This window comes from Streptomyces triticisoli, assembly GCF_003270085.1.
Classification (GTDB): domain Bacteria; phylum Actinomycetota; class Actinomycetes; order Streptomycetales; family Streptomycetaceae; genus Streptomyces; species Streptomyces triticisoli.
In genome coordinates, this window is sequence record NZ_QFDQ01000058.1 from 57,905 (window position 1) to 66,503 (window position 8,599).

The 8,599-nt window shown below is 71.9% G+C and carries 7 protein-coding genes and 1 pseudogene; 4 read left to right on the top strand and 4 right to left on the bottom strand.

Annotation, left to right across the window (positions count from 1 at the left end; translation table 11 throughout):
* Window positions 1–5: 5 nt before the first annotated feature.
* Entirely contained in the window at window positions 6–932 is a 927-nt protein-coding gene (gene mmuM / locus DEP02_RS10670) for a homocysteine S-methyltransferase (protein WP_112467096.1), read from the bottom strand.
* A 58-nt stretch (window positions 933–990) separates the two neighbouring features.
* Here mmuM and DEP02_RS33360 point away from each other — a divergent pair, with 58 nt between their 5' ends.
* Window positions 991–1,359, top strand: a complete 369-nt coding sequence (locus tag DEP02_RS33360) for a VOC family protein (protein ID WP_157977412.1) — start codon at window positions 991–993, stop codon at window positions 1,357–1,359.
* A 50-nt stretch (window positions 1,360–1,409) separates the two neighbouring features.
* Window positions 1,410–2,201, top strand: a complete 792-nt coding sequence (locus tag DEP02_RS10680) for an isocitrate lyase/PEP mutase family protein (protein ID WP_112467098.1) — start codon at window positions 1,410–1,412, stop codon at window positions 2,199–2,201.
* Between the two features lie 55 nt (window positions 2,202–2,256).
* Here DEP02_RS10680 and DEP02_RS10685 read toward each other — a convergent pair whose 3' ends face one another.
* From DEP02_RS10685 to DEP02_RS10695, 3 genes are all read right to left on the bottom strand, one after another.
* Window positions 2,257–3,348 carry a lytic polysaccharide monooxygenase gene (locus DEP02_RS10685; RefSeq protein WP_112467099.1) on the bottom strand — a complete coding sequence of 364 codons (1,092 nt, stop codon included), beginning with the start codon at window positions 3,346–3,348 and terminating at the stop codon, window positions 2,257–2,259.
* 116 nt (window positions 3,349–3,464) lie between these two features.
* Entirely contained in the window at window positions 3,465–4,610 is a 1,146-nt protein-coding gene (locus DEP02_RS10690; RefSeq protein WP_112467100.1) for a glycoside hydrolase family 12 protein, read from the bottom strand.
* A 178-nt stretch (window positions 4,611–4,788) separates the two neighbouring features.
* Complete coding sequence (locus tag DEP02_RS10695) at window positions 4,789–6,045, bottom strand: D-arabinono-1,4-lactone oxidase (RefSeq protein WP_112467101.1); 1,257 nt, start codon at window positions 6,043–6,045, stop codon at window positions 4,789–4,791.
* A 161-nt stretch (window positions 6,046–6,206) separates the two neighbouring features.
* On the opposite strand from DEP02_RS10695, the gene DEP02_RS10700 reads away from it, so the two are divergent.
* A complete protein-coding gene (locus DEP02_RS10700; protein ID WP_112467102.1) occupies window positions 6,207–7,547 on the top strand; it encodes a radical SAM protein in 1,341 nt (446 codons plus the stop codon).
* A gap of 210 nt (window positions 7,548–7,757) precedes the next feature.
* Window positions 7,758–8,599, top strand: a pseudogene (locus DEP02_RS10705) (cellulose-binding protein); the annotation flags it as partial.

The following is an 8,599-nucleotide window of genomic DNA, read 5'->3' on the forward strand; positions in this document are numbered from 1 at the left end:
GGCGGCTACCGGGCCGACAGGACCCGGGCGACCTGCGCGATCGCCTCCGGCCCCACCCGGCAACAACCGCCGATCAACCGGGCGCCGGCGGCACGCCACGCCCGGACCTGCTCGGGACCGAAGGTGGAGCGGCCCGCCCACCTCCGGTTCCCGGCGTCCCAGGACTCACCGCTGTTGGGATAGACCACGACCGGCTTGCCCGTGACGCGGGCGGCCGTCCGCACCGCGGCGGCCGCGTCGCCGGGCGCGCAGCAGTTCACACCGACCGCGATCACCTCGTCCGCGCCGGCGGCCGGGGCGAACGCCTCCTCCAGCGGCTGCCCCGCGCGGGTGCGGCCCCCGGCGACGGTGTACGACAGCCAGGCCGGCACCCCCAGCCCACGCACCGCCCGCAGCAGCGCCCGCGCCTCGTCCGTGTCGGGCACCGTCTCCAACGCCAGCACGTCGGGCCGGGCAGCGGCCAGCACCTCCAGCCGGGGCCGGTGGAACCGCTCCAGCTCCTCGACGCCGAGCCCGTAGCGCCCCCGGTACTCGGAGCCGTCCGCGAGCATCGCCCCGTACGGCCCCGCCGACGCGGCCACCCACAGCGGCCGTGAGACACCCCCGGTGTGCGCCCGCCGAGCCGCCTCACGCGCCAACTCGACACTCAGCGAGATGAGTTCAGCCGCACGCTCCCGTCCGATCCCGCGCCTCGCGAACCCCTCGAACGTGGCCTGATAACTCGCGGTGATCGCCACGCTCGCCCCCGCCTCGAAGTACGCCAGGTGCGCCTGGACGATCGCCTCGGGCCGCTCGCCCAGCAGCCGCGCCGACCACAGCTCGTCACCCAGGCCGTACCCGGCCGACTCCAACTGGTTGGACAGGCCGCCGTCGAGCACGACGGTCCCTGCGGCGAGGGCTTCGGCGAGGGTGGGGGAGGTGGCTCCGCTCATGGGTGCTGCCGCCCTTTATTCGGTATGCCGCTTCGAACGGTCCTGACAGAATCCTCCCATGACCTCCGCCATCCGCCATGTGACGATCGACTGCGCCGACGCCTACGCCCTGGGCGCCTTCTGGTCCCAGGTCCTGGACCTTCCCCTGCACGAGGACGACAAGCCGGGGGACGAGGAGGTGCTCATCGAGGGCGCCGGCCTGCTCTTCATCACCGTGCCCGAGACCAAGACCGTCAAGAACCGCGTGCACCTCGACCTCCAGCCGCAGGACCGCACCCGTGACGAGGAGGTCGAGCGGCTGCTCGCCCTCGGTGCCACGCTGGTCGCCGACCACCGCAACCCGGACGGCACGGGCTGGGCGGTGCTCGCAGACCCGGAGGGCAACGAGTTCTGCGTGGAGCGCAGTGCGGGGGAGCGGGCGGGCTGAGCAGGACAGTTCGGCCGGCGCCGAAGCAACTCGCCCCTAGCGTGGGCCGTATGAGTGAGACCGCCTTCGCCGACCTCCACCACGCCGGCGCGCCCCTGCTGCTGCCGAACGCCTGGGACCACGCCTCCGCCCTGGCCCTCGCCGCCCTCGGCTTCCCGGCCGTCGGCACCACCAGCCTCGGCGTCGCCGCCTCCGCCGGACTGCCCGACGGCGCCGCCGCGACCCGGGACGACACTCTCCGGCTCGCACTCGCCCTGGGCTCGCGGCCCTTCCTGCTCTCCGTCGACGCGGAGGGCGGGTTCAGCGAGGACCCGGAGGAAGTGGCCGAGTTCGCCCGGCAGTTGTGGGTAGCGGGGGCGGTCGGCATCAATCTGGAGGACGCACTCGGGCCGGCCGACCGGCACGCCGCGAAGATCACCGCCGTCAAGTCCGCCGCACCCGGACTGTTCGTCAACGCGCGCACGGACACGTACTGGCTGAGCGACGGCGAAGACGGCGAGACGGAGACGCTGCGCCGTCTCGACCTCTACCAACAGGCGGGAGCCGACGGTGTGTTCGTCCCCGGCCTGACCGACCCCGGGGCGATCGCCGCCCTCGTGAAGCACCTCACCACCCCCCTCAACATCCTCTACTCCCCGGCCGGCCCCACCGTCCCCCACCTCACCGACCTCGGCGTGCACCGGATCAGCCTCGGCTCACTGCTGTACCGGCGTGCGCTGGGCGCGGCCGTGGAGACGATGACCGCCGTCGCGGCCGGGCGCACGCCGCAGGGTGCGGTTCCCTCGTACGAGGAGGTGCAGGCACTCGGGCAGTCTGCCCTTCCACGCCGAGCACACCGATGACCGGGCGCGCCGGCAGGGTGCCGGCGCGCCCGGTGGGTGACGGACGCCGTGGGTGTCAGGTGGCGTCGCAGGTGATCGAACCGACGGGATAGTCGTTGCCCGTGGAAGTGGCGGTGAATCCGAAGGTGACACTGCCGTCGGCTGGGACAGTCCGGTTGTAGTCGACGTTCCTGACCGTGACCGTGCCGTCGGTGCCCGTGGTCAGGGAGCCGTTCCAGGCGTTGTTGATCTTGGTCCCGGCGCCGGGCTTCCACGTCACCGTCCAGCCGTTCAGCGCTGCCGTGCCGTGGTTCATCACTTCCACCGAAGCCTGGAACCCGCCGCCCCATGCGCTCTGCACGGTGTACATGGCCATGCAGGAGCCGGTGTGCGGATCCGTCGGAGTCGGAGTCGGCGTGGGGGTCGGCGTGGGCGTCGGGGTCGGCGAGCCGGGGTTCCGGATGCCGGTCACCTCGCCGTTGCCGCCGTCGAAGACGATGTCCGAGCAGGAGAAGAAGTTCTCCTGGCTGTCGGACCGGACCCACTGGATGAAGATCAGCGCGTCACCCGAGCGGCCCGAGGGCAGCTTCAGGTCCCAGTAGTAGTGGCCGCCGTCGGTGCCCGGTGAGCCCTTCTGGGGCGGGTTGGTGACCGTCTGGATCAGGTCCAGGTCGGCCCAGCGCAGCTGGGACGCGGACGACCAGCCGGGCTTGGTCAGGTAGACGCGGAAGTCGCCCGGGTGCGCTGCCCAGTTGCTGTACTGGACCTGCATCGTGGCCCCTGAGGTCAGATGAGTCCGGGGCCAGTCGCTGCGGGCGGCGTTGTAGGCGGCGAAGTCGTACGGCGAGCGGTTGCCCGCGCTGCACAGGGTGCCGTCCGGCACGTAACCCGACCCCCGGCCGCCGGCGTTGGAGTCGAGCACGGCGAACCAGTTGTACAGGGCCGTGGCGCCGCTCTTGGACAGGGCGTCCCGGCAGGCGGGGTTCGTCGGGTCGAGGCTGCCGGTGGCGGTGCGGGCGTCCAGGTAGCACAGGTAGGTGCGCGAGCCGGGCATCATCGCCACGCCGTGCGCCTCGGCGCGGCCCTGACCGAGGAGGGTCAGGCCCAGTGCCGCGAGGAGGGTGGCGAAGGCCGCCGCCACCGAAAGGAGTCTGCTGCGTCGAGCCACGTTCGGTCCTTCCTTCCTGCTGTGGGGGGAGTGCTTCCGTTTCCTCTCGTGCCTGCCGCCCGGTGACGCGCCGCCAGGTCGCGGACGGTGCGTCACCGGTGCGGTGCGGGTGCGTCTCAGGCGGTGGTGCAGGCGGTGCCGTTGAGGGTGAAGGCGCTCGGTGCGGCGAACGTGCCGCCGTGGCTGCCCTGGAAGCCGAACGTCTGACTGCCGCCCGGCGCTATCCGCGCGTTGTGCGTCAGCGCGCTCGCGGTGACGGCGCCCGAGGACGGGGACACCGTGGCGTTCCACGCGTTGGCGACGCGCTGCCCGGAGGGCAGGGTGAAGGCGAGCTTCCAGCCGTCCACCGGTGCCGAACCGGTGTTGCGGATGGTGACGTCGGCGGTGAATCCGTCCGACCAGACGTTCGTGGCGTACGCCACCGCGCAGGTGGTCCGGCCACCGGGGGTGCCGTCCCCGCCGCCGTTGTCACCACCGCTGCCGCCCGTGCGGATCTCCGAGGAGAACGACGTCACGGCGAGTCCCGTACCTCCCTGCCAGGGCTCGAATCCCGCCTGGATGCTGGTCAGGTACCAGTTGTTCGCGGCCAGTTGGCGGGAGACCGCCTGCTTGACGAAGTCCATCACGTCGAAGCTCCAGCTGCTGATCGCCGACGGGGCGACGAAGGACAGCACGTCGTTGCCGCCGTTGTTGCCGGTCCACACCTGCCAGGTGCGGCCGGCGACCGTGGCCGTGCCGGTCTGCGAGCCCACCGGCTGGACCGGCCCGACCTTGTTGAACCAGATCATGATCTCGGTCCGGTTCACGCCGTCGGTGCGGGGCGTCGGGTCCAGCCAGATGTCGTAGGCGGCGTTGTAGACCGCGTCGCTGACATAGCTGTACGAGATGCTGGTCGGGGCGCTGGAGATGGTGTCGAGCCGGGCCGGAAGCGCCGTACCCGGCGAGCAGTTGGTGTAGTGGCAGCCGTTGTAGACGGACGGGTACGACTTCGGGGCGCCGTTGGTGGGCACCGAGCCGTCGGCCCGGCTGATCCGGAAGCCGGAGTCCGTGACGGTGATGCACTGGGCGGCACTGGTGCCCCAGCGGTTGTTCTGGACGACGTAGCGGCCCTGGACCGTGGTCGTTCCGAAGGTTTCGCAGATCTGCGTGTCGGCCCGGGCCGCCGGTGCGGACGCCAGGGCGGCGGCGATCAGGGCAAGGGTCGCGAGCAGCGCGCTCAGCAAGCCGCGCGTGGTGTTGATCCGGTGTGGCAACGGTCGCATGGGGGCCTCTTCGGGGGGCGACGTCGGAGGGGAGAGAGGAGCGGCCTGCCCACATATTCGTGGGAGCGCTCCCACCGATTGAGGCGGACTATAGGAAATAACGCATGTTCCTGACAAGACTGTGGACGGGATCCGTGACAGAGGAACACGGAGGGCCAGGTCAACGGGCCTGCTGCCGTCAGCCGGTCAAAAGGTCCGCGAGGAAGGCGTTGGTGAACTTTCCGGTCGGGTCCAGGTCCCGGGCCAGGGTGCGGAAGTCGTCCAGTCGCGGGTAGCGCCCGCGCAGGGTGGCCGTCGGGGTGGTGAAGACCTTGCCCCAGTGGGGGCGGGGGGCGAAGGGTTCCAGGGCCTCCTCCAGGCGGCTGACCACCGGGAGTACTGCCGCTGTGTCCTCGGTCCAGGTGAAGTGCACCGCGACCGTGTCCCGGCCGTAGGACGGGCTCAGCCACTGCTCGTCGGCGGCGACGGTGCGCACCTCGCAGGTCTGGAGGACCGGGGCCACCGTCGCCCCCATCGCCTCGAGCGCGTGCAGTGCGTCCATGGCGTACTCCCGCGGCAGCAGGTACTCCGACTGCAGCTCCGCGCCGCTGCTCGGGGTGAACTCCGCGCGGAAGTGCGGCAGTCGCTCGTGCCAGGGGCCGGGTACGCCGAACTGCTGCGTGCAGTTCTCCGCCGGCATCCCGGGTACGGGGTGCAGCGCGACCTCGGCGGGCACCGCCCACGGGAAGGCGGGCGGCGGCTGGTCGGTGCGGCGCTTGAGCCACACCTGGCGGAAGCCGGGGTCGCGCCAGTCGGTGAACAGGCTGACGCTGTACGCGGCGGCGGACACCGCCTCGAAGTCCAGCCCGTCCAGGGGAAGTTCGGTGAACAGATGCTGTTCCACCCCGTAGGCCGGCTCCAGGTCCAGGGTGAGCGCGGTGACCACGCCGAGCGCGCCCAGGGAGGTGACGGCCCCGCCGAATCGCGCGTCACTCCGGCCGATGACGGCCGTCGAGCCGTCCGTGGTGACGATCTCCACCTCCCGGACGGCCGCGGCGAGCGGGCCGTTGCGCACGCCGGAACCGTGCGTGCCGGTCGCCACCGACCCGGCCACCGAGATGTGCGGCAGGGAGGCCATGTTGGGCAGGGCCAGCCCCTGCGCGTGCACCCGGCGGGCCAGCTCCGCGTACCGGACCCCGCCGCCCACCCGGACCGTACGGGCCGCCGTGTCGACGTCCACCTCGGACGGAAGCGCCTCCAGGGAGAGCAGTGTGCCCTCGGCGCCCGGGTCGGCGATCCCGTTGAAGGAGTGCCCGCTGCCCAGGGCGCGCACCCGCGTGCTGCGGGCGACCAGCGCACGCACCGCGTCGAGCGAGCCGGGCCGGTGCAGCTCCTCGGGTGTGTAGGTGATGTTGCCCGCCCAGTTGGTCACGGTCCCGGTCGTCGTCCCGGCCATCCCGGCCCCCTCCCCGCCGTGCCACGGCCCCTGTGCTCTCCGGGTGAACCTACCCGACCGGCCGCCCACGGCGTCTGTCCGGGGGGCCCGGCACGACCCGCGCGCGAGCGTGGGCATACCGTGAGGAGTCGTACGTACGAAGTCGTGAGGAGAGAACCGGGATGGGCAGCCGTACCGCGCTGGTCGAGGATCTGATGGAGCGCTTCCCGCATGTGCCACGGGAGGCCGTCTTCAAGGAGGACCTGCTCCGGGGCGGTGTGGCCTTCGATTCCTCCGCGCTCAGTGACAACGAGGACGGCGAGGTCAAGCCGAAGTCGTACTTCATCTTCTCCTTCGACCACGGCACCCTGCCCGAGCTGGGCGAGGCCGCGCTGCGCCGCCCGCCGGAGGAGATCATCCTCACCGGTGGGCCGTACGACCTGCGGCGCACCGTCGTGTCGGTGCGGGTGAATCCGGCCTCGCCCTACCGGGTGGCCGCCGACGACGAGGGCATGCTCGGGCTCTACCTGGACGGGAAGCGGATCGCCGACGTCGGCGTGCCGCCCATGCCCGAGTACTACCGGCACACCCTGTCCAACGGGAAGTCCGTCATGGAGGTGGCCCCGACCATCCAGTGGGGCTACCTGATCTATCTGACCGTCTTCCGGGTCTGCCAGTACTTCGGCGCCAAGGAGGAGTGCCAGTACTGCGACATCAACCACAACTGGCGCCAGCACAAGGCGGCCGGCCGGCCCTACACGGGCGTCAAGGACGTCGAGGAGGTCCTGGAGGCCCTGGAGATCATCGACCGGTACGACACCCAGAAGGCGTCCACCGCCTACACGCTCACCGGCGGCGCCATCACCAGGACCGTCGCCGGACGGGACGAGGCCGACTTCTACGGCCACTACGCCAAGGCCATCGAGGAGCGCTTCCCGGGCCGCTGGATCGGCAAGGTCGTCGCGCAGGCGCTGCCCAGGGCGGACGTGCAGCGGTTCAAGGACTACGGCGTGCAGATCTACCACCCCAACTACGAGGTGTGGGACCGCCGGTTGTTCGAGCTGTACTGCCCGGGCAAGGAGCGCTACGTCGGCCGTGACGAGTGGCACCGCCGCATCCTCGACTCGGCGGACGTCTTCGGCGCCCGCAACGTGATCCCCAACTTCGTGGCGGGCGTGGAGATGGCCGAGCCCTTCGGTTTCACCACCGTCGACGAGGCCGTCGCCTCCACCACCGAGGGCCTGCGCTTCTTCATGTCGCACGGCATCACGCCCCGCTTCACCACCTGGTGCCCGGAGCCCACCACCCCGCTGGGCAAGGCCAACCCGCAGGGCGCGCCGCTGGAGTACCACATCCGGCTGCTGGAGGCCTACCGCGCCACCATGGACGACTTCGGGCTCGCCTCGCCCCCCGGCTATGGCCCGCCCGGACCCGGCCGCGCGGTCTTCTCGGTCAGCTCCTTCATGGACAGTCTTCCCGCCGAGGAGGGCGCGCGGGAGACGAGTGGGGCGAGCACGGTGTGATTTCCCGGATACCGTGAGTCGGAAGGGGGCTCCGCCGCGTACTACGCAGCGGAGTCGAGGACCTCGGTATCCGTGACGAGAAGTGAATACGCGGCTTGTCAGTCGGGCCGGGGACGTGAAAAGCTCGGGCCCTGCCGCGAGGTTCCCCCCAACTCCATTCTGAATATGGTGAGTTGCCTCGCCCGTGGATGCAGTGGATGCAGGAGACCCATGCCCGACCTGCCGAGCCCCAAGGACGCGACCGAGGCCGCGCTCCTCGCCGAGTGCTGGGACGCGGTGCTCTCCTACGCCGACCTGTGCACGGCCGGCTCCTCCGCGGCCCGGCGACTGGCCACGGAGGCGTTCGCGCTGGGCCTGCGCGAGGTGCGGGCCGCCGAGGCCGGTGCGTCCCGGGGCCGTCGTACGCCCCGGCTGCCGGCGATACCGCTGGCGCTGGCCGCCGTGCGCACCACCGCCGCGTCCTGGGAGGCCGACGGCTTCGGCCACCGGCTGGACCCGGACCTGCGCCTGTGGCTCAACTCCGACAAGGCCGCCCGCTACACGGGCCCGCCGCTGCACCGCCCGATCGCCCTGCGCGGCCTGCGGGACCTGCAGGAGCCGGACGCCGCGCTGCTGTGGCTGGCCGAGGTGGAGGCGCTGCCGTCGACCGTCGTGGCCCGCAGGCTCGGCCTCGACCCGGCACTCGTGTCCGAGGAGCTCGACCAGGTGCGGGGCCTGTTCCGGGACCGCTGCCACCGCAACCACCTCGACACCCCGATGGACGCGGAGTGCCGCACGTACGCCCGGCTGCTGGACGCGGTCACCCGTTCCGCGCCCGCCGCCGAGACCCCCGAGGACCTCACCCGGCACCTCGCCACCTGCGTGGACTGCGCGGAGGCCGCCGGCTGTCTGCGGCTGAACGGCGGCGGACTGCCGGCCGTGCTCGCCGGCGGCGTGATCGGCTGGGGCGGCCTGGCCTATCTGGAGCGCCGCCGCCGGGCCGCCGACGTGCGCCTCGGCACGCGCCGCCCCGAGCCGGCGCACACCGGCGGCGGGGAACCGGCCGAGGGCAC

Coding starts and splice junctions, on each gene's coding strand:
- mmuM (WP_112467096.1), bottom strand. CDS start 932: ATGAGCGGAGCCACCTCCCCCACCCTCGCCGAAGCCCTCGCCGCAGGG.
- DEP02_RS33360 (WP_157977412.1), top strand. CDS start 991: ATGACCTCCGCCATCCGCCATGTGACGATCGACTGCGCCGACGCCTAC.
- DEP02_RS10680 (WP_112467098.1), top strand. CDS start 1,410: ATGAGTGAGACCGCCTTCGCCGACCTCCACCACGCCGGCGCGCCCCTG.
- DEP02_RS10690 (WP_112467100.1), bottom strand. CDS start 4,610: ATGCGACCGTTGCCACACCGGATCAACACCACGCGCGGCTTGCTGAGC.
- DEP02_RS10695 (WP_112467101.1), bottom strand. CDS start 6,045: ATGGCCGGGACGACGACCGGGACCGTGACCAACTGGGCGGGCAACATC.
- DEP02_RS10700 (WP_112467102.1), top strand. CDS start 6,207: ATGGGCAGCCGTACCGCGCTGGTCGAGGATCTGATGGAGCGCTTCCCG.